This is a genomic window from Variovorax sp. P5_A3 (assembly GCF_056400665.1).
Genome location: NZ_JBFUKW010000014.1, coordinates 86766 through 112516, shown reverse-complemented (window position 1 = coordinate 112516; position 25751 = coordinate 86766). Strand labels below are relative to the sequence as shown.

General features: G+C 60.6%; 26 protein-coding genes. 7 read left to right on the top strand and 19 right to left on the bottom strand.

The window, feature by feature from the left end; all coding sequences use genetic code 11:
* Positions 1–2: 2 nt before the first annotated feature.
* From hpaH to AC1D3B_RS21710, 7 genes are read right to left on the bottom strand one after another with little or no spacing between them, the layout of a single operon-like run.
* The gene (gene hpaH / locus AC1D3B_RS21740) at positions 3–806 is read right to left on the bottom strand and encodes a 2-oxo-hept-4-ene-1,7-dioate hydratase (RefSeq protein ID WP_478192746.1); all 804 of its coding nucleotides are present in this window, start codon (positions 804–806) and stop codon (positions 3–5) included.
* Positions 807–865: 59 nt separating this feature from the next.
* Positions 866–1684: a DODA-type extradiol aromatic ring-opening family dioxygenase gene (locus tag AC1D3B_RS21735; RefSeq protein WP_478192745.1), complete on the bottom strand. Its 819-nt coding sequence runs from the start codon at positions 1682–1684 to the stop codon at positions 866–868.
* Positions 1681–1992 (bottom strand): aromatic ring-opening dioxygenase subunit LigA, encoded by a 312-nt coding sequence (locus tag AC1D3B_RS21730; protein WP_478192744.1) that lies wholly within the window; start codon positions 1990–1992, stop codon positions 1681–1683. The genes AC1D3B_RS21735 and AC1D3B_RS21730 overlap by 4 nt, the downstream gene beginning before the upstream one ends.
* Before the next feature lie 39 nt (positions 1993–2031).
* On the bottom strand, positions 2032–3489 hold the full coding sequence (hpaE, locus tag AC1D3B_RS21725) for a 5-carboxymethyl-2-hydroxymuconate semialdehyde dehydrogenase (RefSeq protein WP_478192743.1): 1458 nt from the start codon (positions 3487–3489) through the stop codon (positions 2032–2034).
* A 12-nt stretch (positions 3490–3501) separates the two neighbouring features.
* The gene (locus AC1D3B_RS21720) at positions 3502–4269 is read right to left on the bottom strand and encodes a fumarylacetoacetate hydrolase family protein (protein ID WP_478192742.1); all 768 of its coding nucleotides are present in this window, start codon (positions 4267–4269) and stop codon (positions 3502–3504) included.
* The gene (locus AC1D3B_RS21715) at positions 4266–4934 is read right to left on the bottom strand and encodes a fumarylacetoacetate hydrolase family protein (RefSeq protein ID WP_478192741.1); all 669 of its coding nucleotides are present in this window, start codon (positions 4932–4934) and stop codon (positions 4266–4268) included. Before AC1D3B_RS21715 ends, AC1D3B_RS21720 begins: the two co-directional genes overlap by 4 nt.
* Before the next feature lie 49 nt (positions 4935–4983).
* Entirely contained in the window at positions 4984–5949 is a 966-nt protein-coding gene (locus AC1D3B_RS21710; RefSeq protein ID WP_478192740.1) for a PDR/VanB family oxidoreductase, read from the bottom strand.
* A gap of 91 nt (positions 5950–6040) precedes the next feature.
* Between AC1D3B_RS21710 and AC1D3B_RS21705 the strand changes: the two genes are divergently transcribed.
* Positions 6041–6985, top strand: a complete 945-nt coding sequence (locus tag AC1D3B_RS21705) for a LysR family transcriptional regulator (protein ID WP_478192739.1) — start codon at positions 6041–6043, stop codon at positions 6983–6985.
* An 82-nt stretch (positions 6986–7067) separates the two neighbouring features.
* Here the strand turns inward: AC1D3B_RS21705 and AC1D3B_RS21700 are convergent, their stop codons facing one another.
* The 9 genes from AC1D3B_RS21700 to AC1D3B_RS21660 all read right to left on the bottom strand — a co-directional run bounded on the left by AC1D3B_RS21700 (position 7068) and on the right by AC1D3B_RS21660 (position 17403).
* Entirely contained in the window at positions 7068–7802 is a 735-nt protein-coding gene (locus tag AC1D3B_RS21700) for an ABC transporter ATP-binding protein (RefSeq protein ID WP_478192794.1), read from the bottom strand.
* A 5-nt stretch (positions 7803–7807) separates the two neighbouring features.
* Entirely contained in the window at positions 7808–9655 is a 1848-nt protein-coding gene (locus tag AC1D3B_RS21695) for a branched-chain amino acid ABC transporter ATP-binding protein/permease (RefSeq protein ID WP_478192738.1), read from the bottom strand.
* Positions 9652–10698 (bottom strand): branched-chain amino acid ABC transporter permease, encoded by a 1047-nt coding sequence (locus tag AC1D3B_RS21690; RefSeq protein WP_478192793.1) that lies wholly within the window; start codon positions 10696–10698, stop codon positions 9652–9654. Before AC1D3B_RS21690 ends, AC1D3B_RS21695 begins: the two co-directional genes overlap by 4 nt.
* Before the next feature lie 597 nt (positions 10699–11295).
* Complete coding sequence (locus tag AC1D3B_RS21685) at positions 11296–12138, bottom strand: Bug family tripartite tricarboxylate transporter substrate binding protein (protein ID WP_478192737.1); 843 nt, start codon at positions 12136–12138, stop codon at positions 11296–11298.
* A 148-nt stretch (positions 12139–12286) separates the two neighbouring features.
* The gene (locus AC1D3B_RS21680; protein WP_478192736.1) at positions 12287–12490 is read right to left on the bottom strand and encodes a DUF2783 domain-containing protein; all 204 of its coding nucleotides are present in this window, start codon (positions 12488–12490) and stop codon (positions 12287–12289) included.
* A gap of 11 nt (positions 12491–12501) precedes the next feature.
* On the bottom strand, positions 12502–14175 hold the full coding sequence (locus AC1D3B_RS21675) for an FAD-dependent oxidoreductase (RefSeq protein ID WP_478192735.1): 1674 nt from the start codon (positions 14173–14175) through the stop codon (positions 12502–12504).
* Between the two features lie 18 nt (positions 14176–14193).
* Complete coding sequence (locus AC1D3B_RS21670; RefSeq protein WP_478192734.1) at positions 14194–15147, bottom strand: MBL fold metallo-hydrolase; 954 nt, start codon at positions 15145–15147, stop codon at positions 14194–14196.
* A 229-nt stretch (positions 15148–15376) separates the two neighbouring features.
* Positions 15377–16321 (bottom strand): PDR/VanB family oxidoreductase, encoded by a 945-nt coding sequence (locus AC1D3B_RS21665; protein WP_478192733.1) that lies wholly within the window; start codon positions 16319–16321, stop codon positions 15377–15379.
* A 2-nt stretch (positions 16322–16323) separates the two neighbouring features.
* The gene (locus tag AC1D3B_RS21660) at positions 16324–17403 is read right to left on the bottom strand and encodes an aromatic ring-hydroxylating dioxygenase subunit alpha (protein WP_478192732.1); all 1080 of its coding nucleotides are present in this window, start codon (positions 17401–17403) and stop codon (positions 16324–16326) included.
* Between the two features lie 76 nt (positions 17404–17479).
* Here AC1D3B_RS21660 and AC1D3B_RS21655 point away from each other — a divergent pair, with 76 nt between their 5' ends.
* Positions 17480–18487 (top strand): LysR family transcriptional regulator, encoded by a 1008-nt coding sequence (locus AC1D3B_RS21655; RefSeq protein ID WP_478192731.1) that lies wholly within the window; start codon positions 17480–17482, stop codon positions 18485–18487.
* Between the two features lie 37 nt (positions 18488–18524).
* On the opposite strand, the gene AC1D3B_RS21650 is transcribed toward AC1D3B_RS21655, so the two are convergent.
* Both AC1D3B_RS21650 and AC1D3B_RS21645 read right to left on the bottom strand, forming a co-directional pair.
* On the bottom strand, positions 18525–18992 hold the full coding sequence (locus AC1D3B_RS21650) for a PaaI family thioesterase (RefSeq protein WP_478192730.1): 468 nt from the start codon (positions 18990–18992) through the stop codon (positions 18525–18527).
* Between the two features lie 17 nt (positions 18993–19009).
* Positions 19010–19894, bottom strand: coding sequence for a beta-keto acid cleavage family enzyme (locus AC1D3B_RS21645; protein ID WP_478192729.1), 885 nt, complete (start codon positions 19892–19894; stop codon positions 19010–19012).
* Positions 19895–20122: 228 nt separating this feature from the next.
* Here AC1D3B_RS21645 and AC1D3B_RS21640 point away from each other — a divergent pair, with 228 nt between their 5' ends.
* The 5 genes from AC1D3B_RS21640 (at position 20123) to AC1D3B_RS21620 (ending at position 24541) form a co-directional block, all read left to right on the top strand.
* A complete protein-coding gene (locus tag AC1D3B_RS21640; RefSeq protein WP_478192728.1) occupies positions 20123–21121 on the top strand; it encodes a fumarylacetoacetate hydrolase family protein in 999 nt (332 codons plus the stop codon).
* 82 nt (positions 21122–21203) lie between these two features.
* Positions 21204–22139 (top strand): fumarylacetoacetate hydrolase family protein, encoded by a 936-nt coding sequence (locus tag AC1D3B_RS21635; protein WP_478192727.1) that lies wholly within the window; start codon positions 21204–21206, stop codon positions 22137–22139.
* Between the two features lie 53 nt (positions 22140–22192).
* The gene (locus AC1D3B_RS21630) at positions 22193–22768 is read left to right on the top strand and encodes a cupin domain-containing protein (protein WP_478192726.1); all 576 of its coding nucleotides are present in this window, start codon (positions 22193–22195) and stop codon (positions 22766–22768) included.
* The gene (locus AC1D3B_RS21625; protein ID WP_478192725.1) at positions 22765–23712 is read left to right on the top strand and encodes an MBL fold metallo-hydrolase; all 948 of its coding nucleotides are present in this window, start codon (positions 22765–22767) and stop codon (positions 23710–23712) included. The genes AC1D3B_RS21630 and AC1D3B_RS21625 overlap by 4 nt, the downstream gene beginning before the upstream one ends.
* A gap of 247 nt (positions 23713–23959) precedes the next feature.
* Positions 23960–24541 carry a TetR/AcrR family transcriptional regulator gene (locus AC1D3B_RS21620; RefSeq protein ID WP_478192724.1) on the top strand — a complete coding sequence of 194 codons (582 nt, stop codon included), beginning with the start codon at positions 23960–23962 and terminating at the stop codon, positions 24539–24541.
* 165 nt (positions 24542–24706) lie between these two features.
* On the opposite strand, the gene AC1D3B_RS21615 is transcribed toward AC1D3B_RS21620, so the two are convergent.
* Complete coding sequence (locus tag AC1D3B_RS21615; protein WP_478192723.1) at positions 24707–25750, bottom strand: Bug family tripartite tricarboxylate transporter substrate binding protein; 1044 nt, start codon at positions 25748–25750, stop codon at positions 24707–24709.
* Between the last annotated feature and the right edge of the window lies 1 nt (position 25751).

The window sequence follows — 25751 nt, the reverse complement described above, 5'->3', positions numbered from 1 at the left end:
TCTCAGACGAAGCGGAACGAGATCGTTCCGAGAGGGCCGTAATCGGCGTGGATGCTGTCGCCCGCGCCGGCGGTGATCGGACGGGTGAACGAGCCGGCCAGCACAACGTCTCCGGCATTCAACTGTTCATCATGTGGCGCGATCTTGTTAGCCAGCCATGCGACACCTGTCGCTGGATGATTCAGAACCCCTGCCGCCAGGCCGGTTTCCTCGATGACGCCGTTCTTGAACAACATGGCGCCAACCCAACGCAGATCCACCGCGTCAGGGCGCACCGGACGGCCGCCCAGCATGATGCCCGCGTTGGCGGCGAAGTCCGAGATGGTGTCGAAGACCTTGCGCATGCCTTTGTCCTCGCGATCGAACTGCTCGATGCGGGCATCGATGATCTCGAGTGCAGGCGACACGTATTCCGTCGCAGCGAGGACGTCAAAAATGCTGACAAGGGGCCCCCTTAGGGGCCTGCCGAGGATGAATGCGAGTTCGACCTCGATGCGGGGTGCGATGAAGCGCGCGATCGGAACATCTGTCCCTTGCGTGAAGAACATGTCGTCCATCAGTGGCGCATAGTCGGGCTCGTCGATCTGGCTCGACTGCTGCATGGCACGCGACGTGAGGCCGATCTTTCGTCCCCTGACGACGCGCCCGTCGGCCTCTTCGAGTCTGACCCATTCGCGCTGTATGGCGTATCCGTCCTCGATCGTCATTTCGGGATATCGACGCGAGAAGTGACGGACCTGTACGCGCCTCTTGCGGGCATCATAGAGTTCGCGGGCAAGGGTCAGGGTTGTGTCGCTGGGCAGCATATCGGTGAAGGTTTGATGAACAAGTGGTTCGTCTAGGGGCTAAAGCCCTGGTGATGGCATCAAGCAATCTCCATCACGGCGATGGTCGCGCTGACCGAGAAGATGGGGATCGGTTGCAGGTGGCGCACCGTGCCGCGACCGCCTGCCGCAGCTGCCAAGGCGATGAAGGTCCGAATTTCGAAGCCCCCCTGGCCCGCTTCACGATAGATGTCGGCATCTTTGTAGGCGAGCAGTTCCTGCTTGTCGTTGCGGCACCACTTGGCCATGAAGTCGCGATCCCAGGCCTCATTGATTTTCCCGGAATCTGGCGTTGCCGGCCAATGGCTGATTCCACCCGTGGCAACGATCGCGATTCGTTCCGGCACCTTCTCGACCGCGCGGCGCAGCGCCTCGCCAAAGGCCCAGGCGCGGTGCAGGGGAGTCAGTGGTGGCCCCTGGCAGTTGATGTTCACCGGGATGACATCGAGATCAAATCTCGGCGTCAGAAAATGCAGCGGGACGATCAAGCCGTGATCAAACTTCCATTCCTCGGCGAACGCGACGTCGACCGTTTGCATCGTCTCCGCGACGATACGCTTGCCCAAATCCGCATTGCCAGGAATCTTGGTTCTCTCGATTCCCAGCCAGTTCGGATCCTCGATGGGGCCCTCATATTCATCACCCATGCCAATGGCATACGCAGGCATGTTGTTCATGAAGAAGTTGGCGAAGTGCTCGGCACCGACGAGAATGACCGCATCGGGACGCGTGGCCCGCATCTCCTCGCCCATCGCATAGAACGCGGCATGGAAGGGGTCGCGCAGCGCCGGATCGGCCAGATGGGCCCGGCCGGTAATCCCCGGCGCATGGCTGCATACGCCTGCAAAAACGAGGCTCATACGCCGGCCACCCTCTCATCCATCGACGTGGTCATTGCGTAAACGCCTTCGCGGACTGGTCCATGCGTTGCGACCCCATCGCGCATGGCCTGGATATAGTCGGCCCAGGGCATCCCGAGATATGCCGCGAAGTGCATCAGGAGCTGCCCGTTCGTACCAAGCACGTACATCAGACCCAGGTCGCCGCGTGCGATGGCCCCGCGCTCTTCGTCATTGAGCGGATAGTCATCCAGAAGCGATCGTTGGTCATCGCGAAAGCGGCGTTGCACCCCCGGGTCGCGGTTCAGCTGGTAGAGAAACTTTTGCATGCCATACAAGCTCATGTTGCATCCCTTTCGGTGGTCGCCTCAAGCGCCCCAATGTGGAATGTGATGGCTTCCCAGAGATACCGCCACGTTCTTGGGTTCCAGGAACACCTCATAGCTCCAAGTGCCGCCTTCGCGTCCGGTGCCGCTCGCCTTCATTCCCCCGAAGGGCTGGCGCAGGTCTCGGACGTTCTGACTGTTGACGAAGCACATGCCGGCTTCGATCCCGGCAGCGACGCGATGCGCCCGACCGATGTTTTCGGTCCAGACGTAGCTGGACAAGCCATACTGGATATCGTTGCTCTGACGAATGGCATCCGCCTCGTCTGTAAACGGAATCAGGCAGGCGACGGGTCCGAAGATCTCTTCTTGCGCGATCCGCATCTTGTTGTCCACATCCGCAAACACGGTCGGGCGAACGAAATTGCCCTTCGCGACCTCCGCGGGCAGATCCGGCGCGTCGAGGCCGCCGCACAGCAGCGTCGCGCCTTCTTTGCGACCAAGCTCGATGTAGCCGCGCACCTTGGCCAGATGCGCCTGGCTGATCATCGGTCCGATGATGGTCTTCTCGTCGAGCGGATCTCCTACGACAAGGCGTTTGGCTCGCTCGGCGAACTTCGCGGCAAACGCAGGGTAGGACTTCTGCTGGATAAGGATGCGGCTGCCGGCGGTGCAGCGCTCGCCGTTGTTGCTGAAGATCATGAAGATCGCGGCGTCCAGCGCGCGGTCCATGTCGGCGTCGTCGAAGATCACGAAGGGACTTTTGCCGCCGAGCTCCATGCTGAACTTCCTGAGGCCCGCCGCCTGCACGATTCGGTTGCCCGTCACGGTAGAGCCCGTGAAAGAGATGGCGGCCACATCCGGGTGGCGGCAGAGAGGCTCGCCGGCATCCTTGCCGAAGCCGTGCACAACGTTCAGGACGCCCGCGGGAATGCCCGCCTCGAGTGCCAGCTCGCCGAGGCGCGCTGCCGTCAATGGAGACAGCTCGCTCATCTTGAGGACCACCGTGTTGCCGAAGGCGAGCGCAGGGGCTGTCTTCCAGGTCGCGGTCATGAACGGCACATTCCAGGGACTGATGAGCGCGCACACGCCGACCGGGTGGTAGAGCGTGTAGTTCAGATGCGTCGGCGTCGGATACGTGTGGCCATCCACGCGCGTGCACATCTCGGCGAAGTAGTAGAAATTGTCCGCGGCGCGGGGCACGAGCTGCTTGCCGGTTTGAGTAATGGTCTGTCCGCAGTCCATCGTCTCCGTGCGGGCAAGGTCGGGAACATGCTTGGCGATGAGGTCGCCCAGCTTGCGCATTAGCTTTGCTCTTTCGGTCGCAGGCAAACCAGCCCATTTCGGAAAAGCCGCCTTCGCGGCATCCACGGCGGTGTCGACTTCAAGCTGACCGCCAGCGGCCACTTCTGCAAGGACCTCCTGGGTGGCAGGATTGATCGTTTCGAAGTAGCTGTTGCTTTCAACGGATTTCCCGTCGATCAGGTGTTGAATACGCATGTTGTCGTTCTCCTAGCGTCCGAAGGCGTCGTCGCCCACGATGGTATTGATGAGGCGGCCGATGCCGTCGATCTCCGTGATGACCTGGTCGCCGACGTCGACATTGACCACGCCGTCGGGCGTGCCTGTGAGGATCACGTCACCCGCACGCAGCGTCATGAAGCCGCTGAGGTACTCGATCAACGATGGAATGTCATTGATCATGTCGGCAGTGGAACCTTGCTGAGTCACCTTTCCATTGACGATGGTCCGCAACTGGAGTGCATGGGGATCGGGTACATCGGCAGCCTCGACGAACCACGGTCCGAGGACGGTGCACGTGTCGCGGTTCTTAACTCGGAGATTCGGTCGATACCAGTTCTCGAGGTAGTCGCGAATCGCGTAGTCGTTGCATACGGTGTAGCCCGCAACGTGGTTCATGGCGGCTGCACGGCTGACGTTCCGAGCCGTTTTGCCGATCACGACCGCCAACTCGCACTCGTAGTGCATGAAGGTCGCTTCCTTCGGTCGGCGGGTCAGCCCACGATGCCCGATCAGCGCGCCGATCGTCTTCAAGAACGCCAGCGGCTCGTCCTTGGAGGTCACCGTAAGCTCCTTCGACAGTTCCTTCACGTGGTCCGCGTAGTTAAGGCCCAGCGCGATCACAGTTCCGACATCGAGGGGCGGTAGCCAGACCACTTGGTCTTCTTCGAGAATTCGACCGTCTTCCAGTTGGATGCCGTTCGCGTGCGGTCTGGCTTGGTGCAGTGCGCCGGCATAGGCGACGTTGGCGGTTCTCATGCCTTGAACTCCGATTCTTCGATCTCTAGCCGTCCGCTCAGACGGCCGATGGGCTCACATTCGATGACAAATGCCTGCCCCGCACGCGCGCGCGGTGCACCGTGGGCGATCCCGAGCATCAGGATGTCTCCGGGGCGAAGGGTCATGAAGTCGCTGACATCTGCGATGAGTCGAGCCGCGGTCCGGACCATGCCCGACGTGCTCGCGGTGTGGACATGCTCGCCGTCTATGGATACGCGGATCGTGAGCTCGTCCGGATTCATGACCTCTGCGCTTGGCGTGACGCGGGGCCCGACGAGGCAAGATCCATCGAGAACCTTGAATCGGAGCGACGGGCGATAGAAGCTGTCGTGCGGTGCGCTGAGGTCTGCGACGAGCGTATAACCGGCAATGTGGCTCATAGCGTCACGCTCGTCGACACCGCACGCCGTCCGCCCGATCACGAGACCCAATGAGGCACCGATTTCCAGGGCGGCGTGCGCCTTAGGCACAGGAACCGCAGATTCCGAAGGCGAAAGCGTATTGCGTGGCTTGACGTAGAGCACTGGGCCCTTGGGCGGCGCCTTGTAGGGGTTCTCCCTCACCGAGGTACCGAGTGCCGCCAGAGCGGCCGCATGGTTCAGCAGCGTGCCAACGACGATGCCGGAGAGGCGATAGGGGGCCACGTCGAATTCGACAGGGAATCCAACGGTCGTGGATGTTTGCATGGTCTGTCTATATGTCGAGGACAAGTTGGCGCGTTTTCGATCGGGAACAACAGGGAGTGAACTGATCGTTCAGGGCTTGCTCCTCAGGTGTCATGAATAGATCCTTGTGATCGGGAACGCCCTCGAGGACGCGCGTGAGACAGGTGCCGCATACGCCCTGCTCACATGAGGTGGGTACCTCGATGCCAGCGGCAGCCAGCGCCTGGACGACCGTCTGGTCCTGCGCCACTACCACGATTCGACCGGAACTCGCGAGCTTCACCTCGAAGCTCTCGTCGGAGTCGCTGGGGGCAACGTCAGACGCAAAGAATTCATAGTGCAATTGATCGGCCGACCAGCCGGCGTTTCTCGCTGCGGCCAGGGTTGCATCCATGAATCCCTTGGGGCCGCACACGTACAGATGCGTCCCGGGTTGGGGGTTGGCCAGGACGGAAGGAAGATCAATGCGTTGCGATGCTTCCTCGTCGTCGAAGTGGAACTGGACTTTCGGAGCGAATGAAGACGAGGCAATACGATCTTGAAATGGAGTCCGTGAGCGCGATCGCGTGCAGTAATGCATCTCGAACTCGGCTCCGATGCTCGCCAGGCGTTCGGCCATGCAGAGAATCGGGGTGACGCCGATGCCGCCGGCCATGAGCAAGCTGCGCGTGGCTGCGTGGGCGAGCGCAAAGTGGTTCTTCGGTTCGCTGATCTCCATCAGGTCGCCGACTTGAACCTTCTCGTGCATTGCGACCGAGCCGCCGCGAGACTCGGCGTCACGCAACACACCGATCAGATAGCGATGACTCTCTGCGGGATCGTTGCACAGCGAATACTGGCGAACGATGTCGCCGGCAACGCGAACGTCGATATGTGAGCCGGCAGAGAAGCGCGGGAGCGATTTACCTTCCGGGTCTACCAATTCGAAAGTGGCGATGTCGGTGGCGGCTGCTTCCTTCGCCGCTACACGCACTCGCAGGGTTGCGCTGGTCATTTTGTCTCCTGGGCCAAGTACATGCCCGACTGTTGGCACAAGGTTACGGTCGGAGTTACCATTACTCAACCACATAGGAGACATAACTAACATGAAGGACACTCATCAGATTGTCGGGAAGCTAGACCTCAACCTGCTGATCGTTTTCGATGCATTGCTCCGTGAACTCAGCGTGACCCGCGCCGGCAAGACGCTGGGCCTGACGCAAAGCGCGGTGAGCCACTCCCTGACGCGTCTTCGCACGTATTTTGACGATCCCCTGTTCGTCAAGTCGGGCCGCGGCATCGTTCCGACGGCGAAGGCCGAGGGGCTTTCATCAGTGATCCTCGATGTGATGGGAACGATTCGTGATCAGGTGCTTTCCGAGTCGAAATTCGACCCGGTGCATGTAAAGCGGACGTTCAATTTTTGCTTGAGCGACATGGGCGAACTGGTGTTTCTCCCCACGCTTGTCTCCATGCTGAAGAAGGTCGCGCCACAGTGCCGAATCAATACCCTGCAGGTCGTGCCGGAACAGCTTACGTCCGTGCTTGGCTCGGGCGAGGGTGACCTTGCGCTTGGCTCAGTCCTCAACGCCACGGAAGGTCTCTATCAGGAGGACCTGTTCTCCCACACTTTCGTCTGCATCGTGAGCGTGAAAAACAAGAAGGTGGGCAAGACAATCTCTCAAGAGGAATACAGCGCCATGCCGCACGTAGCGGTGACGCTGACCGGACAACCCACGACACCCTATGACCGCGCAGTGGACGATGCCGGGATCAAGCGAGAGCTGCGAATCCTTACACCGCATTTCCTTGTGATCCCTTTGCTGCTGGACCAGCACCCTGAGTTCATTGCGACGGTTCCGCGGGAGCTCGGATCGGTCTTCTCACACCACGGCGTGGTCAGGATGGTCGAGCCGCCGGTCTCGTTGCCGACATTCATGCTCAAGCAGTACTGGCACCCGCGCTTCCATCACGACCGCGCGAACCGTTGGCTTCGCGAGTTGACACGCAGGACGTTCCATCAACTGCCGGTGCCGCACGGGCGTCGATGAGTGGCCCCCATGGACTTGAAACCTCGAGGCGTCGCGCCACTGGCAGATGGGACTGTTACGCGGCGCCCGCTTCGATGCGCGGTTAGCCCGCCAGACCGAGGTAGCTGGATATGACAGTCGGGTCCTCGAGAAGTGCTTGAGCAGGTCCCTCCTTGGCCAGCCGCCCGTTCTCGAGGACATACCCGTACGAGGCGCACTGGAGTGCGGCGCGGGCGTTCTGCTCGACGAGCAGGATGCCGACCCCTCGGTTCTTGAGGTCGGTGATGATCGTGAAAATCTCTCTGACCACCAGCGGCGCAAGGCCCAGGCTCGGCTCGTCCAGCATGAGAACTGATGGCTTTGCCATCAGAGCTCTTCCGATCGCCAGCATTTGTCGCTCGCCTCCTGACAATGTCCCGGCCAACTGGTCTCGTCGTTCGAGAAGCCGAGGAAACAGCCCGTAGACCTCGTCAAGAGTGTGCTTCCACGTCCGGTCTCGGCTGCGATGCCGGAGGTAGGCGCCCAGTATCAGGTTGTCCGAAATGCTCATGTTCGAGAAAAGCTCTCGCTTCTCGGGCACCAGGCAGAGAGATTGTCCGACACGCTCCTCGACTGGCCCGGTCATCACGGTCCCGGCCATTCGCGTCGTTCCGCTGACTGAGTCCAGAACGCCCATGATCGAGTTGAGGAGCGTGGTCTTTCCTGCTCCGTTGGGACCGATGACTGTCACGATCTGGCCGGCATCAACCTTGAGGGTGACGGACTGGAGTGCCTCGACCTTTCCATACCGGGCGCCCAACGCATCGACTTCAAGCAAGGCCTCATTGGATTTCTGCATGCTCGTCATACCACCGCTCCCAGATAGGCCTCGATCACGGCAGGATTGGTTCGGATCGCTTCGGGCGTTCCTTGCGCAATGAGGGTTCCGAACTCCATCACGATGATTCGGTCGGCCAGGCCCATCACGAAGTCCATGTCGTGCTCGACGAGCAGGACCGTGACACCTTCATGGCGCAACTGCCGCAGCAGAACTGCCAGGGCCTGCTTCTCGAGGTGCCGAAGGCCTGCTGCAGGTTCGTCGAGGAGCAACAGGACAGGATCGCAGCACAGCGCCCGTGCGATCTCGACGATGCGCTGCTGTCCCAAGGCCAGGCTGGCGGCCTCAAGATGAGCGAAGGGACCCAGACCGACACGCTCGATCTGGCGCAACGCCTCGGCTCGCAGCCCTGCTTCCTCCGCACCGTTCAGCTTTAGGACGCTTCTCAGCGTTCCCGCCTGGCCGCGTGTGTATGCACCAATCAGCACGCTGTCCAGGAGCGTCATGCCGGGAAGCAGACGAACGTGCTGGAATGTTCTGGCCATTCCCCGCCGCGCGACCGCCCGTGCGCCTAGGTGTTGGACGGGGGCAGGCGCTTCGTCCGTGGCGGCGAAGGAGATCTCCCCAGATGTCAAGTCGAGCACGCGCGAGATGAGATTGAACGACGTGCTCTTGCCCGCACCATTGGGCCCGATCAGCGCCACGACCTCTCCCGCCATGACCTGGAAGCTGAGATCGTTGACTGCCACCAAACCACCGAAGGTACGCCGGACCTTGTTCAGTTCGAGCAACAGGCTGCCCCGCGCAGGCATGGCGCGGTGGGGGAGCTGGGGCTGGGGCGATGCCACGGGCAACTCGATCGGCTGCGAAGCCGAGTAACTTGCGAACGCGCTCCGGAATGGTCTGGTCAGTAGCGGCCAGATCCCTTGCGGCGCGCGGTGCAGGAGCACGATAAGAAGCGCGCCGAACACGACGATCTCGGCATTTCCGGCTTGTCCGAGCAGCTTTGGAAGTGCACGCTGCAAGACATCCTTCAACTCCGTAAGCGCAATCGCGCCCGCGATCGCCCCCCAGACGTAGCCCGCGCCACCGATCACTGCCATGAAGAGAAATTCGATGCCGGCGTTCAAGTTGAATGGAGTGGGGTTTACGCCTCGCTGCTGAAGGGCGTAGAGCCATCCGGCGACCGCAGCGAACATCGAAGCGGTGAGGAACGCCACCATCTTGTAGCGCGCTGTGTTGATGCCGCATGATTCCGCCATGACGACACCGCCGTTCAACGATCGTAGCGCGCGTCCGGGCCGAGAATCGAGGAGGTTCAGAGTGGCGGCGATGGCGAGAGCAAGGAAGATCCAAATCAGGAAGAACATGGATCGCGAACTTTCGAACACGAAGCCGAACGCTGCGAGCGCCGGCATGCCGATGATGCCGTCCGATCTGCCCAGGGCCTCGATGTTGCCAAAGAGATAGTAGAGCGACAGCGCCCAAGCGATGGTTGCGAGTGGGAGATAGTGTCCGGACAGGCGAAGCGTGATCGCGCCGATCAGGGCGGCCGCAGTCATCGTCACGGCAATGGCCGCGAGCAAGGCGAGCCAAGGAGAAACCTGCCAATGGACCGTCAGAATCGCGGAGGTGTAGGCGCCGATTCCGACGAAAGCTGCCTGGCCGAAGGATGTGAGGCCGGCCACCCCAGTCAGCAAGGTAAGGCCGAGAGTGGCCAGTGCAGCGATGCCGATGTAATTGGCCTGAGTGAACCAGAAGCTTTGCAGTGGCAGCACACCCCAGAGCAGAATGGCAGCAGCGAAGATCAGAATGCCGGCATGCTTGCCCAGCGAAGGGACCGAGCGCCGTTGCACCGCGTAGATGGTGCTCATGCTTCCTCCTCGATGTGACCACTCAGCGATCTCCACAGCAAAACCGGAACGATGAGGGTGAATACGATCACTTCCTTGTATTCGCTTGCCACGAACGAGCCCCATGCTTCGACCAGGCCGACAAAGACCGCACCGGCCGCCGCGAGTGGGTAGCTCGCCAGCGCCCCTACGATCGCGCCGACGAAGCCCTTCAAGCCGATGAGAAAGCCGGAGTCGTAGTAGATGGTCGTCAGCGGGGCGATCAGCGTTCCGGACAGGGCTCCGATCCCGGCAGCCATGGCAAATGCCGTCTTCCCGGCCTGCGTCGGACTGATACCCACGAGACGCGATCCAAGGCGATTGAATGCCGCAGCACGAAGAGCCTTGCCTTGCATGGTGAAGCTAAAGAACACCCACAACAGCCCAATCAACAGGGCGCATACGGCCATCGCGAGCAAACTCTGGGCCGAGACCGTCAGTGTGCCGAGCTGCCAGCGTGCGTCCAGCAGGGGCGTTGTGCGAATTCCTTCGGGTCCGAACATCTGCAGGCCAAGGCCGAGCAGGCAGAAATGAATAGCAACGGCGCCGATAAGCAACGTCAGAACGGATGCGTTGGCAATCGGAGCGACCGCGAGCCGATAGATCCACGGACCCATCGGTGTCACGATCGCGAGCGTCAACGCCATCTGAACGACAGTCGGTGCTTTCGCCCAAGGAACGCTTGACGCGACGATGAGAAGAACTACCGGAAGCCCGACCGTCATGGCACAACGGGAGGCGAACTGCTTCCAGCGCCGATTGACCGGCGCACTTCGCAGCAACTCGAAGGCGTCAAGTGCGAAGACTGAGAGGCCGAGGCCTACGAGCAACAGTGTGGTCGCCGGGACAGCGCCCGATTGAAGCGCCGCGAGCGTGAAGGCACCGAACGCAACGAATTCACCCTGCGGGATCAGGATCACGCGTGTGACCGAGAAGACCAGTACGACTGCCAGTGCAAGCAGCGCATACACGGCGCCGCTGGTGAGGCCATCCTGAAACAGGACGAGAGCAATGGAGGTATCCATGTCAGACCGCGCCCGTTGCCGCAACGTCGTGGCGTGGAGAGTCCGATGCAGCGGATGGCCTACACGGCCGGAACCAGAATTTGCGGTCGAATCGCGATCGGTGGTCGCTTCGCTCAGCCGGCAATGAGCCGGCTCTAGCTGACTCGCTTGATGATTTCATCGTTTTGTCTCCTAGGTTGACCGTTTTCTGCCGGCCTGTGGCCTAGCTTAGGAGCGGAGTTGATATGGATCAACGGCATGGACCACATGTTGAAGATGAGCGCGGCGCATGAGAAGCAGGCCGCCTCTGCTGCTTAAGGCCATTTACGTTGCACAACAAGACGTCGTGCGTCCTTGAGGGATGTGGATCGAGATCGACGACTGAATTGAGCATCGTCAAGCAAGTGCGCGCGATTGGGCAGGGTTAAACGGAACTGATTTTCTGACTGTTGCAGCCATGTTTCGGTCCCCCGCGTTCAGCAAGCCGCCTAGGCCTCGCCAAGCCCTATCGCCACGCGCAGCCCAATCTGTTCACGCAGAAAGCGACAGCCCTGAATCCTTCATTCGCATGCGATCGTGGCGAGGGGCCTCCGAATAGAAGCGGCAAGTACGTCAGGGTCAGACATCCATCTTGATCCCGGCCCTGGCTGCAACGGCGCGGTAGCGGGGAATCTCTTCCGAGACCAGCCGGTCGAAGTCCAGTGCCTGAATGCCGCGGACATCGAGCCCGAACTGCCGCAGATCCTTGATCTGGTCCGGAAGAGCCATCGCCTCGCGGAACGCGCTTTTGAGGCGTGAGATCGCATTTGAAGGTGCATCCCTGCGGGTGACCAGTGCGACCCAGGTCACGAAGTTGAATCCTGGAACCGCTGATTCGGCGATCGTGGGCACCTCGGGCAGGCTCTCATCCCGCGTCGAAGACGTTACTGCGAGACATCGGATGGTTCCGGAGCGGAGCTGGGGAAGCGCCGCGGCGATAGTGTCGAATGCGACGCCGACCTGACCTCCGAGTAGTGCTTGCATGGCGGGTGCACTGCCACGATATGGGACATGAAGCATGTCCACCTTTGCATCGTGTTTGAAAAGCTCGCCAGCGAAATGGGAAACGCTACCTTGACCGAAAGAGGCATACGCGAGATCACCTGGACGTCGTGCCGCTTCGGTCACCAGGTCGCTCATGGACCGAATGGGAGACGTCGACTTGACCAAGATCGCGAGCGGCGAGGTCCCCAGGATGCCCAGGCCAGCAAAGCTGGATGCGGGATCATAGGGCAGCGACGCGCGCAGGGCCGGATTGATGGTGAAGACGCTGTTGGAACTGAGGAGAAGCGTTTGCCCGTCTGGGGGGGCTTGAAGGAGCGTGGAGGTTCCAATGAGCCCTGCCGCGCCGCCTCTGTTGTCAATGACTACGGGTGCGCCCAGCTTGTCGCCAAGATGACGCCCGACTGAGCGAGCGATCATGTCCGTGCCGCCGCCCGCGGGAAACGGAACAACGATGGTGTAAGGCTTGGCTTGGGCATTTACGAACCTGGAAAGTGCCGAAGAGGCGACCGCTACCAGGACTTGACGCCGAGAAGCCGCGGCGAACGGGAGTGCGGATACGTCTAGCCTATTCATCGCGTGTACCAGCCTTGCGCGCGGCGCTCAGTGCCATCTGTAGTAGAGCCAATGAGCCAATCTGGTTGGCAAGGAGCAGAACAAGACGTGCGTTCATTGCGTGGCTTTGCTCGGTGCTCAAACCGCGATGCGCGTCGATTAGCCCTTCGTAGAATTCGTCGGGGGACTCGAGATTCAGTTCGGAGGTCAGTTTCATCTTTGGATGCTTCAGGGATGGACTGCCAGCGCGCGGAGCATCGCTTCCCGGACTGCTCTCGCGTCAGGCGAACGCCAGCGAGCGCATACATGTTGATCTGGGCGTAACAAATAAGCGGTGTCAGGCTCCCCGTCGAAGCGTCGTGAGAGGTGACCTTCAGCATCTTGGAGTGTCAGGGCACCGTCAAATTGGCGGGTCCCAACTAACAAGACCAGCAAAGGGGCAAGTCCCTCCGATGTCGCCTGCGCCTCACGTATCAATTTCAAAACCGCCGGCCCATCGAACAGAAGTAGGGTGAACGAGGTGGAGGCCAGCAGCCGTAAGAACCAGGTTGGGCGCCCGTTCAAGAGGACTGGCGCATCTGCGGCCGCTGCTCCCGGCCGCATGACTGGTGGAAAAGCATCACGATCTGTGGTGTTAAGTTCGGATTTGTCGACGATGCAGGGGACGGAGAGCCGTCCGCTATTGACGAGGCGCCTTGCAAAAGCATGATCGCGCGCCAGCAATAGTGTGGAGTCGCGAAACAATCGACTGATCTCGCTCTTCGGCGTGATGAAATCCGTCGCGCGCGTGGAGTTGGATATATTCTCATCGGCTGCTTGGACGCGTTCGGTGTCATAGCTGCCAAGTACCTCGGGCGACGCCTTGCCGTGCAGGACGTACGCCAGCTTCCACGCCAGGTTCTCAGCGTCCTGGACTCCGGAATTGGCGCCTCGCGCACCAAAGGGCGAAACGCCGTGCGCTGAATCGCCCGCGAAGAATACCCGTCCTTGCCGGAATCGCTCCATGCGCATGCAGGAGAATGTGTAGACGCTCGCCCATTCAAGTTCGAAGTCGGCATCCTTCATGGCCGTGTGTGCCAAGAGGGCACGCACTCGCGGCAGGATGTTCTCCGGACGCTTCTCGATCTCGGGATCTGCATCCCATCCCAACTGAAAGTCAATTCGCCAGACATCGTCGGGCTGCTTGTGAAGCAGCACACTCTGATTGGGATGAAAGGGGGGATCGAACCAGAACCACCGCTCGGCCGGGAAATCGGCCTTCATCTTCACATCAGCGATGAGGAAGCGGTCTTTGAAGGTTTGGCCATGACTTTCTTGGCCGCACAATCGGCGCATCGTTGAACGCGAGCCGTCGCACGCGGCAACGTACATCGCCTCAAGAGCGTAACTTCCGTCTGGGGTTTCTACAGTCAGTTCAACGTGATCATCGTGCTGCACAAGCCCCGTGACAGCGCTCTTCCATCGCAGGTCAATCAGCGGCAATTCGTGTGCTCGCTCAGCCAGGAAGCCTTCCACGTAGTATTGCTGCAAATTAATAAACGCAGGTCGCTCATGTCCTGTTTCTGGGAGCAGGTCAAATCGATAGACCATCTCGTCTTGGAGGAACACTTTCCCGACGCTCCAAGAAACACCCTTATCGACCATGCGGTCGCCACACCCGAGGCGATCAAAAATCTCCAAGGTCCTCTTTGCGAAACAGATCGCTCGCGAGCCCGTGGAAAGCCTGTCATCGTTGTCGAGAAGGACGACGGCCACGCCTTGCTGCGCCAAGTCAATCGCGAGCGAGAGGCCGATCGGGCCGGCACCGACCAATACCACGGGATAGCGCACGGGCAGGGGTGCGTCGTGGTCGGCGCTCCGACGATAGGCGAAGACCGTGTTTTGGTAGTCGGTAGTGATCATGGAGATGTCTCTGCTGATTCAGCCCTCAAGCGCAGCCCACATTTCGCGGTCGCGTTCGGCGGTCCAGATGCGCGGATCTCGGTGCTGCGTAACTTCGTCGAAGGCACGCGTCACGTCGAAGGGCAGGCAGTGATCGAAGATGACCCAGTGCCCGTACTTGGGCTTAAGCGTCGAGTAAGCATCTTTGTAGATCGCGTTCAAGTCCTTGCCCGCTGTCACGCCGACCTTTACCGCGTTGTGCAAGTCAGAGATGAAGCTCCTCGTGCCGGCCAACCCCTGCATCACTAGATCGGGCGTCGTGAGGGCCGCGCCGCGTCCGGGCACCAGCGCGACAGGCTTCAGGGCGGAGATGTTGTCTAGCGTGTGAGGCCAGTCTTCAAAGTAGGCGTCGCCTGCGTACGGGGTGGCATCAAACTCCACCAGGTCGCCTGAGAAAAGGATCTTCTGTTGCGGCAGCCAGGCAACCGTGTCGCCCTTGGTGTGGCCGCGTCCCAGTTGGATAAGCTGCACTTCCAGCTTGCCTAGCCAGATCGACATCCTTCCCTCAAATGTCATCGTGGGCCAAGTGAGGCCTGCGGGAACGGATTCAACAGACTGGAACAATCGAGGGAAGCGACCGATCTCGCTCGCCTTGTCCTGCTCACCACGCTCTACGATCAATTCATAGGTGTCGCGGCTCGCGACGATGTGCTCAGGCTTGTAGCCCGAGGCGCCTAGCACGCGCACTGCGTGGTAGTGACTGAGCACCACGTACTTGATGGGCTTGTCAGTCACCTCGCGGATGCGGCGGATCACGTCTTGCGCCATCACGGGGGTGGCCTGAGTGTCAATGACCATTACCGCGTCGTCGCCAATGATGATGCCAGTATTGGGGTCGCCCTCGGCCGTGTAGGCGTACGCGTTATCCGAAAGTTTGGTGAAGCTGACCGGCTTCTCTTCGAGGTCAGCGTGGGAGGCGAAAACTTTGTTCATGATCGTGTGTGGATGTTCATTAGGGCTACTGGAACTCGAAACTTCTCTGAGGCGTTGAGTGAGGACCTTTACTTCTAGTGCGCCGCCCCGGCGGTCGTGAGATGGGGACTCGTCGCTAGAAGGAGGGCGAGCGATTGAGTTGATGGGGGCGCAGTCCCATTGCGAAGGATGAGCGTCTGCATGCGGAAAGCTCACAGTCGAAAGGTCTCCTCGTTGTTCTGGTTTTAGATCAGAGATCCAACACCAACTCGTCGTCTAGCGCGCGAGAGACGCAAAGGATGATGGACCTGTTTGCCTTGCGTTCGTCTTCGCTCAATACGAAATCGCGATGATCGGCCTTGCCTGCCAGCAACGGGGTCTCACAGGTGCGGCACAGCCCTTCGCGGCACGAGCAGGGCAACTCAATCCCGTGTTCTTCGAGCGTCTGAAGAATCGAGGAGCCAGCGGGCACTGTCAGGGTGGTTCCTTGGCGGCTGAGCTTTACGCGGAACGAGCCGTCTGCAGCTGCGTTGGCTGGAGCGCCATCGGCCGTGAATCGCTCGAAATGCACGGAGTTTGAAGGACGGTCTGCGGTCGCAAGTCCCACCGCATCCATCAACGGGGCAGGGCCGCAACAATAGATGTGCGCGCGATGTGGCACGGAGCGCAGGAAGAGGGCAAGATCAGCAGGCCCTCCCTGCTCCTCGTCGACGTGCAGGTGCACTTTGTCGTAATGCGGCGCCAAGCGCCAAAGGTAGGCTGCCCGGGAGCGCGTGCGTGTGCAGTAGAGAAGGCGCCAGCGCTGACCGGCGGCCTTGCATGCTTCAATCATGCTCATGATCGGCGTGATGCCGATGCCCCCAGCGATGAAGACATGCTCCTCCGCTTGGGGGTGGAGCCCGAACAGGGACCTCGGCAGACTGATCTGTAGCTCGTCACCTGCGCGAAGACGTCCGTGCACGTGCCTGGAGCCCCCACGAGAATCGGGTGCCAAGCCTACCCCAAGGCAATATCTTTCTGGTTCGAGGGGGCCATTGGTGAGGGAGTACTGTCGGCATAGTCCCCCTGGTAGATGCACATCTACATGGGAGCCTGCAGCGAAGGCGGGAAGAGGGCCGCCGCCGGCGGCATGCAGTTCAATGCCCAGCACCCCGTCCGCCTCATGAGTGAGCCGTGAGACAACTACGTTGAGCATAATCAGGAGGGCTGGCGATGCAGTGTGATGGGCTGCACGGTGCCCGCCGCTGCAGAGGCTTCGGCGGCTTCCTGCTCGAGGCGACGTGCCACGACCCACCGGAACTGTGACAGAGCCGCATCCATTGCGAACGGCATCATCTTGAAATCAGGGTCCAGAGCGAGATTCTTCTGTTGGCCCGTGATGATTGCCCGGTCTTCTTCGAAGGCTGTCACGACGTTCTGGTGTATCGACTTCGTCACTTCCGGCTTGTCGATGGAGAAGTTGTGCGGATGCGAGAAGAAATAGTGCGTGGAGTTCTCGGTTTCGGGCGTTATTGCTTGGCACCCCCGAAACTCGACTGCATCGATTCGGCGACCTTCCGGCGCGCCAGTGCCGGCTGGCGCGTTGCCTGAGTCCATGAGGAGGACGGCGGGGATCGTGAAGTTGTAGATGTTCCAGCGGTCTACTTTTCCTGTCCAATCCTTCACGGCCTTTACGAACGGGGGCGGTTCAGTATTCAACGCCCAGCGCGTAATACGGACACCGTTCTCAAGCCGTTCGACCTTGGGAGGATGCTCGGCGTAGTCCACCCCGCCACCGAGAGTAGTTGGATGTACGAACGGGAGATGCGAGAAATCCAGTAGGTTGTCGCAGATGAGGAGATAGTTGACGTCGTAATGGATGTAGCCATCCAGTCCTCGCCAGTCTGGATGGTCAAGCCAAGGCGTCTCAGGAATCAGATCAGGATCAGCCTTTGAAGGGTCGCCCATCCATATCCAAACCCAACGGTGCTGCTGTACGACAGGAAACGTCCGAACCTTGGCTTGAGGCGGGATTCGGGCTTGCGCAGGCGCCTCGATGCATTGCCCGGTCGAATCGAATTTAAGGCCGTGGTACATGCAACGCACGCAATCGCCCTCGCGCTTGCCCGCAGAGAGCGGTGCTCCTCGATGGCAGCAACGATCTTCCAAGGCAACCAACTTGCCGTCGGAGGTGCGGTACATGAGGACAGGGACGCCGATGATCGTGCGTGCGAATAGCCCGTCGGTCTGGACTTCGTTGTCCCATGCCGCGACGTACCAAGTGTTCTTTATAAACATTGCTTGTCTCCTGTAAAAGCCCGACTTGCGCGGTCGAGCAATAACGATACGATTGGACTCGAAATGAGTCAACCTCATGGCGCTCATATCAAAAATGAACAGAGTTCATTCTTCGCGCACCAAAAACTTTAGCGCCTCTATGCCGACAATCGATACACGCCTCAAGCACCTGGACCTCAATCTCCTGACGATCTTTGACGCGCTGTTGCGCGAGCAGAGCGTCACTCGCGCTGCCGAGGGCGTGGGAGTCACTCAAAGTGCCATCAGTCACGCGTTGAACAGGTTGCGGGATTTTTTCGACGACCCGTTGTTTGTGAAGGCGCCCGAGGGCATGGTTCCTACCCGAAAGGCGGAAGCCTTGAAACCCGCCGTAGTAGACGTTGTCGCGGCCATCAGGCAGCGCATCCTGTCTGAGGCGGCCTTCGATCCGGGTACCTCGCGCAGAACCTTTACGCTTTGCATGACGGACATGGGAGAGCTCGTATTCCTCCCCCCGTTGCTCAACCAGTTTCGAGTTCTCGCCCCCAACTGTCGCCTTCGAACTTTGCAGGTTCCATCGGAGCAAATTGAAGGACTGCTTTCCTCGGGAGAGGCAGATCTCGCGCTCGGCTCGATCCGAACAGCGCCCGAAGGACTGTATCGGCAGCGTTTGTTTATGCACTCGTTGGTGACGATCGTGAGTGCCCGCAACAGAAGTGTTGGGCAGCGGCTGACGCTGAAGCAATTTGAGCAGATGCCACATGTGGTCGTATCGCTCGCCGGGAGGCCTGGCGATCCCTATGACCGTGCGCTTGAGGAGCAGGGCATCAAGCGAACGATTTTCCTGGCGACGCCTCACTTTTTGACCGTGCCGTTGCTGTTGGAGCAGGAGCCCGACCTGATTGCCACCGTTCCCCTCGAGTTGGCCAACGTCTTTCAACGCTACGGCACTGTCCGTGTCGTTCAGCCGCCCGTGGAGCTGGCGCCCTACGCTCTTAATCAGCATTGGCATCCTCGCTTTCACCACGATCCTGCAGTTGTCTGGGTTCGGGAACTGGTGAAGCGAACTTTTGAACACTACCCCGACCACCGCCGCAACCGATGAATCTCGAAAAGTTGCCGCTCCGGTGCACTGCTGCCTGTCACGGCCGCATGGGAATTACAGCAAGGGCGGAGGTCGCGTTCGCGATGAGGCGCGAGCGCTCAGCGTCGAAAAGCCGGGCCTCTGCGAAAGCAATCTGCCGCCCGACCCTGTCGACTCGCGCGACGGCGAAAAAATGACCCTGCTGGCCCGCGCTCTGCATGTTCACCGTCAAGCTGATGGTCGAGCATGTGTGGCCCGGTTTCAGTCGTGCCAGCACCGCCATGGCCATCGCCAAGTCCAGCATGTTGGCCAGGGTTCCGCCGCCGACCACACCATTGCCCTGAGTGGAGCCTTGCGGAGCAGTGAATCTGAAGACGAGTTCGCCACCTTCACTTTCCACCAGCAGGGCCGACATACTGGCCAGTGCGGGATTGATGTCCAGGGGAACGTTCCTGCCTCCCGCTGCCGTCGCGTCTGCCATGAAGGCACGCGTGGGATTGTCTAAAGCCAAATTGGTCTGCGACATCGCGCTGCAATCCAGACTTAACCCAACAGGGTCGTGCGTGCGTTGTCGGGCGTGGCGACTTGATACCCGAGGTCTTCGATGATCCGAGCGGCCTTGGCAACGAGCTCCGCGTTGTCGCGCGCGAGCTTCCCCGGGGATACGTACAGGTTGTCCTCGAGGCCCACTCGTACGTGGCCTCCGAGGATGGAAGCCAGCGCGACCATTGGAAACTGGTCTGGGCCGACGCCAAAGGCACTCCAATGAGCGGCTGGCGGTAGCAGCCGCTGCATTTCGGCCAAGACCGTTGGCGTGGCAGGTGCGCCCCAGGGGACGGACATGCACAGCTGGAAGTAGGCGCTCTTCGGAATAGCGCCGGTTGCGATCAGGTGACTTGCCAGACGGGCATGGCCGAAGTCGAACACTTCTAGCTCCATGGTGACACCGGATGCGTGAATCTCCGCCGCCATTTCGCGCAGGTGGTTGGATGGATTGACGAAGACCGCATCGCCAAAGCTCATGGTGGCAACGTCCAAACTGCAGATGTCCGGCTTGAGGCCGACCACGTGCGCAACCCGTTCGCTCGGCGTCATCAATTCGGCGTTGGGGATTGGCTCCACTCGAAACGGTGCATCGGTGGGTACCGTCAGCATCGTTCCTGGCCCCGTCGTCAGGTTGATCAGTACGTCGCAGCGGGAGGCGCGAATGCGCTGGACAGCTTCCTCGTAGTAGGCGAACTTGGTGGATGCCTTCCCGGTCGCTGGGTCTCTCACGTGGATATGGACGATGGACGCACCGGCGTGCGCGGCGTCGATGGCCTGGTCCGCAATTTCCTGAGGCGACGCGGGAACGGCGGGATTCTTCGCCCGGGTGTCCGCGGCACCGGTCAAGGCGCAGGAGATGATGACGGGAAGACGCTTGCTCATGTGATGACTGCCAGGGGTTGAGAGGTAGGGGTGGGCCCGAGCAGTGGAGGACTGCGCGTAGCTGGTAGATGTGAGACGAGTCGTATCGAATAAACTATAAGGGCCATCCGCAGGCGAGTCAATTGTCGAAGTCTGCGAATCTCTCCTAATCGCCATAGGGTAAACACCGAACCGTCCGACTAGAAACGAGACGTACAGTATCGCAATTGTTCACCCCTAGGAGTCGAAGTGAAACTCGGAAGATTTGTGTTGCAGGGGCTCGACGGCCCGGTTCAACGTATCTGTTTGGTGCAGCCAGAGCAATCTCGCGTTGTCGACCTGCGTGCTGCAGAGGTCTTGAGGCAGCAGTCGCGCGGAGCGAGTCGCGAAGCCGCGCTGCGGTACGCTTCAGCCGTGTTCCCCCAAAGCATGTCCGCCGCGATTGCTCTTGGAGAGGAGTTCCTTGAGACAGCCCACGAAGCGACCACCCGGCACGGGGACGATGCCTCCATGCCAATCGAAGGACTGCAGTGGGCTGCCGCGTGCGACCCCTCCGTCGTGCGCGACGGCCTCACCTTCGTGAAGCACATTCGGCAGTTTCATGAGCGAATGAAGCTGACGCCTGCGCCGGCGTTGCTGCAGGTACCCGGGTACTTCAAGGGCTCACCGTGGACAGTGATCGGCCACGAAGCCGAGGTGCCGTGGCCGGCTCGCGCCGAGAACATGGATTACGAGTTGGAGATTGGGTGGGTCATGGGTCGCGCCGCCCACAACATCACCCCTGACACAGCTCGCTCGCACCTGTTCGGCGTAACGATCTTCAATGACTTCTCGGCCCGCGATCTACAGGCCAACGAGTTCGCGATTGGCATGGGCCCGACCAAGAGCAAGGACTTTGCATATGGCATCGGCCCGTGGATCACCACGATTGATGAATTCTCTGACCTCAACCGGATCCGTATGTCCGTTCGTGTGAACGGCGAGACATGGGGCGAGGGTGACAGTTCGGAGATGCTCTGGAGCGTCGAGGAACTGATCGCCTACGTGTCGCTGGGCGACCATGTGCAGCCGGGCGACGTGATCGGTTCTGGGACGATGGGCAACGGCTCGGCGCTCGAACTCGGCCGCAGCCTCAACCCTGGCGATGTCGTTGAATTGGATGTGGCAGGCGTGGGCGTGCTGCGCAATCGCATGGGCCCGCGCGAGAAGGACACTTGGTGGCCGACTCCGCGCAAGCCATTCATGTAAGTAGCGCGTGATGACGTTCTCCCTCGGGACCTTTTCGAGCGCTGGTGGCGAACGCTTTGCCGCCATGTGCATCGACAATCGCGTGCTGCCCTTGCATGCCCTGCATGCGATGGCGGTCGACGTCGGAGCCAAATGGTCTGCAAAGGCTTCGGTGCTGGAACTGCTCCAGGACTGGGACCCCAACCTGGTTGCGCTGCGCGCGCTGAGGGAGGGTTTGCCCGCGCAGCATCCTTGCGAGGTGCCCATGTCGGAACTGCGGGTTCATCCCCCGGTGGATCTGCCCCGGCAGGTGCTTTGCACTGGCGCCAACTACCGCAAGCATGTGGTCGACCTCACGCTGGACATGGGCGTGGGACCGCCGGGGCTCGAGGGGCCGGCGCTGCGCAAGTGGGCCGAAGACATGATGGACGAGCGGGCGGCACACGGCGAGCCCTACGTCTTCCCAAAGTTGCCTTCGGCCATCACGGGAGCCTTCGATCCCGTTGTGATTCCTGCAACCACACTCAAGCCCGATTGGGAATTGGAACTTGCGGTCATCATTGGCCGCCCGGCTCGAAACGTGGGCCGCGAGCGGGCGCTGGACTACGTCGCCGGCTATGCGATCGTGAACGACGTGTCTGCGCGTGACCTTATCGCGCGCACGGACTACAAGATGCTGGGGACCGATTGGCTGAGGTCTAAGTCTGCCCCAACCTTCATGCCGTTCGGCCCTGTCCTCGTACCTAGCTGCTTCGTGCACAACGCGCAGGATCTGCGCATCACACTGAAGCTGAATGGCGAGACCATGCAGGACGAGTCCACCGCCGACATGCTGTTTGACGTGGCGCAGCAGATTGAATACATCACCGCGCATGTTCAGCTTTGGCCGGGCGACGTCATTGCAACCGGGTCGCCCGCCGGCAACGGCACTCACTACGACCGCTTCCTCCGGGACGGAGACGTGATGGAGTCGTCCATCCAAGGTCTTGGCATCCAGCGTAACTTGTGCGTTGGGCCTCTGAAGCTGAAGCCGGACTAGTCGCGCGGATCGCGCAAGTCACCCGAACAATCGCCAAAAAAAGGAACCTGGGCGTGAACACTGAAGCAATGATCGAGAAACAACGAGAAAAGTCCTCCGTGCACGTGCGGCCGGTCCGGCGCATCGTCACAGGTGAGAACGAGCAGGGAAGATCCCTCTTCGTATCGGATGGACCGGCCCCAAACCACACCACGAATCCGAACACACCGCTCGCGCACGTGTTGTGGGCGACGGGCGAAGCCGCGGCGGAAGGATCGGATCCGGCTCCCGCCGGACAAGCGTTCGCCTTCCACTCCAAGGGGGGATCTCTCCTACGCGTCGTCGACTTCCCCCCCGACGAAGCCTACGAGCCGGCGAAACTGGCGCAGTTCCTCGACGAGCACGGGGTTCGGGACAAGGGCGACGCCCGCCACTTCTGGTTCCACAAGACGCATTCGCTGGACTATGCGATCGTCCTCGAAGGGGAGATCCACGCCCTCATGGACGAGGGAGAGACGCTCATGCGTGCCGGGGATATCCTGATCCAGAGAGCTACCAACCACAGTTGGGCGAACCGATCCGGCAAGACCTGCCGGATGGCCTTCGTCTTGCTCGACCTGGATCTCGGCGCCGAAACCGGTTCTAAATGAAGACAAAACGATTTCGCTCGTCTCTCGCGGCGGCGCTCCTGGCTGTGGTGAGCGTCGCCGCAATCGCACAGACCCGTGTTGTCACGCTCGGCACTGTGGGCGGGCCCGTGCTGTCGCTTGAGCGCGCGCAGCCTGCCAATGCCGTTGTCGTCGCGGACCGAATCTACCTTGTCGATGCAGGAAATGGCGTTGGTCGCCAACTGCTGGCGGCTGGTCTGGATGTGAGAAAGGTGGACAACATCTTCATCACCCACAACCATGATGATCACAATGCCGACTGGGGAACGCTCATGGGGCTCGCTTGGAGCACCGGGCGTCGGGCGGACATTCATGTGTGGGGACCGGCGGGTACGGAACTGATGCTCGACGGATTTCTCCAGTACTTCGCGCCCAACGCACGCATTCGCCTCGCTGACTCAAAGGGTCTTCGTCCGCCCGCGGAGATGTTCAAGGCCCACGACATTCGAGGCTCTGGACCCGTGTTTAAGGACGACGTGGTTGCCGTCACTGCCGTAGAAAACTGCCACTTCCATCCTGATCCGGCAGGCGGCCAGCGTAGCGAGGACAAGTCCTATGCCTATCGCTTTCAGACCCGGGACAGGGTCATCGTCTTTAGTGGTGACACCGGCAAATGCCCTGCCATGACGGACTTTGCGCGCGGCGCGGACATCCTGTTCCATGAAGTCGTGGACCTACCGGCCATCGAACAAAGGTTGCAGGAGGAGCTTCCCCCGGTATTGGCACAGGGTCTGTATCGGCATATGGTGCAGGACCACACCACGGCGGAAGACGTCGGCCGATTGGCGCATGACGCCGGCGTCAAGGAGGTGGTGCTGACCCACCTGGTTCCCGGCCGAAGTGAGCCGGATTCGCGCTATATCGAGGGCGTGCGAAAGCACTTCCAGGGCCCGGTGAGGGTGGCTCGCGACCTAATGATCTTTTAGCGCAGGTTTTCCAAGCTTACATGGGAACTTGTGGCGTCTCGTTTGAAACGACCATGCTTTAGCATGGTGGTCGGATAATAAGGTCTACGAAATTGAGATTGTGAACTCCTTGCCTACCAAAACCACTTCCCAGCGAACAGCACCCAAGGCTCGCGGCCGCTCCTCCGAAGCAATGCTGGCCGCGGCGCCGGGTCTCGCTACGCCTCGCGCACGCTCGCCCGGGCGCGTTCGAAGTGACGCATCGCGCATGGCCATCCTTGAGGCCACGTTGAAGCTTCTGGAAACAACCCCGGTGCAGCAGATCTCGATCGAATCGATAGCGCGCGAGGCAGGGGTGGGCAAAGCGACGATCTACCGGTGGTGGAACTCGAAAGCCGCGGTGGTCATAGAGGCATTCCTCCATACCCATTTGAGTCACACCCCCATGCCGAAGGTGGAGAGCCCGCGGGAAGCTCTTACGCGCCATGTCCATCTGTTGATCGAAGAATACAACGGCTGGTCTGGGCGCATCGTCTCTCAAATCATGGCCGAGGGGCAGAGCGATCCGGATGTGCTCCGCGAGTTCCGCGAGCGATTCTGGTACGGGCGTCGGGCCGTTGTTCGCGAAGTGCTCGAAGAAGCGCGCCGGCGAGGTGAAATCCGAGACGACCAGGAGCCGGAGTTGCAAATGGACATTCTCTATGCGCCCATTTATTTTCGACTGCTCATGAGGCACCTGCCTTTGGACAAGAAGTTTGCGGACCAGCATTGCGCAGCAATCATGCAAATGCTGACGCCCGAACAGAAGGATGCCGCTGCAACGCCGGCCAGGAAGCGCAGGCTTGCGTGAGCTGCCGTGGTGGTTTCGGAACAGAGGTCAATCGATGGCAGCCGAAAGCACGAGCTGGTCGATCAACCCCCGCTTCGACTATGTCGTGTCCTCGACAAGAGACTCTGTTCGAACGATTGAGTTGATCATTCAACGATAGATGAGTGGCAAGGACGCTCAGGTTCTTCATTCGGCACGGATGTTCTTGGTACGGATCACTTCGGCCCACCGTCGCTGTTCCATTACCCAGAGGTCCCGCAGTTCTATTGGGTCGGTGGCCGAGGGTTCGGCGCCGCTCTTAGCGAAGAATTCGCGCATGTCCGGGTGGTCGAGAACTCTTCCGAGCGCTGCGTGAAGTTGGGCGACGACGGCGGACGGCATGCCGGCAGGGCCAGCCAGGCCGGCCCAGAAATCAGCCGGTGCATCGAGCACGCCTTCTTCAAGAAGCGTCGGAACATCCGGGAGCAACGGGGACCTTTGGGCCGATAAGACGGCCAGCGGCTTCACCTTCCCGGCCTTGATCCAGGCCATCGAAGTCGTCAGATCTCCGACTGCCAACTGCACCTCATCACTCACCAGTGCTTGCAACATGGGGGCCCCGCCCTTGTAGGCTACATGGGTGATCTGAATGCCGGTGCGATCCTTGATCATTTCTGTCACGAGATGGGGAGCGCTTCCGATGCCCGGTGTGCCGTAGTTCAGCTGGTCCGGGCGTTGCTTGGTATACGCCACGAACTCCTTGAAGTTGCCCGCTGGAACACGCTGACTTGCAAGCAGAACGACCGTCATGCGCATGAAGCCGCCGATTGCCGTGAAGTCCTTAACGCCGTCAAACGACGGCTTGGGTACGAGGAGTGGCCCGGTGATTTGGGTCGAGAGCGTCGACATAACGAGTGAATAGCCATCTGGTGGCGCTTTCTGAACCAGTGCTGTCCCCAACGTTCCGGCCGCGCCAGGGCGGTTCTCGACGACAACTGGTTGCCCGAGTTCGCGGGTGAGGCTGTTGGCCAGCGCCCGCGCGGCAAAGTCCGTCGGGCCACCTGGCGGAATCGGAGCGATCAGGCGGATGGGGCGCACGGGATACGAGCTCTCCCGTAGTGTCTGCGCGCGGCCCACAGTCGCAGTCAAGCAGACGGCGGCCAGCAGGACCGAACGGCGGGAAGGAACAGGTGCCTGATCGCGGGTGGCTTCGCGGATGAGGTTTGCTACGCGACCGGGCGAAGTCGTCATG